Annotated in this window: 1 protein-coding gene; it reads left to right on the forward strand. The window is 73.0% G+C overall.

The window, feature by feature from the left end:
* The coding region (locus UU7_RS17065) for a YadA family autotransporter adhesin (RefSeq protein WP_007810635.1) at window positions 1-980 on the forward strand (980 nt) is incomplete at both ends.

A 980-nucleotide genomic window follows, 5' to 3' on the forward strand; every position in this document is an offset into this window, starting at 1 on the left:
TGGCCGACGGCGAGCACTCGGTGGCGTCGGGCGCGAGCAGTTATGCGGCCGGCACGGAGAGCGTGGCGGTGGGCTACGGCGCGTTTGCCCTGGACGACAACAGCCTGGCGGTGGGCGCGCTGAGCAGTGCGTTCGGCGTGGGCTCGTCGGCGATCGGCAGCCTGGCGCAGACCAATGCGGACTACGCCACGGCGACCGGTTATGGCGCATCGGCGTCGGGCAACAACAGTGCGGCCTACGGTGCCGGCGCGCAGGCCAGCGGCGCAGGCAGCGTGGCGGTCGGCGGGATGGCCACGCAGGACGATGGCAGCGCGCTGCTGACCGACGCCAACGGGGACCCGATCGAGTTCGCCTCGACCAGTGCGGGCATGGGTGGCACGGCAGTGGGCGCCAGCGCGCAGGCGGCGGGGCTGGCCTCGTCGGCGCTCGGCGTGGGTGCCGAAGCGGACGGCGATCTGTCGACGGCGGTGGGTGGTCTGGCCTATGCGGCGGGCGAGCAGTCGCTGGCCGGCGGCTTCCAGGCGGCGGCGGTCGGTGACGGGGCCGTGGCGCTGGGCGCGACCAGCTATGCCGAAGGGATGCTGTCGACGGCGGTGGGCTACGGTGCCAGCGCGTACAACGACGGCAACGTGGCGATGGGTGCGGGTGCATCGTCGCTGGGTGACGGCAGCGTGGCGATCGGCAATGGGGCGGAGACCGGCTATGCGGCCTTCGGCATCGAGAGCGCCAACACGGTGGCGATCGGAGCGGGCAGCTGGGCGTTTGGCGACGACGCGACGGCGATCGGTGCGAACGCGTGGGCGGTGGGCCAGCAGAGCACGGCGATCGGCGTGGATGCGTTTGCCTCGGGCACCAATGCGGTGGCGCTGGGCGTGGGCTCGGAAGCGGACCGCGACAACAGCGTGTCGGTGGGCGCGGTCGGAGCGGAGCGGCAGGTGACCAACGTGGCGGCGGGCACGGAAGACACCGACGCGGTGAAC

Source organism: Rhodanobacter spathiphylli B39 (genome assembly GCF_000264295.1).
Taxonomy (GTDB): domain Bacteria; phylum Pseudomonadota; class Gammaproteobacteria; order Xanthomonadales; family Rhodanobacteraceae; genus Rhodanobacter; species Rhodanobacter spathiphylli.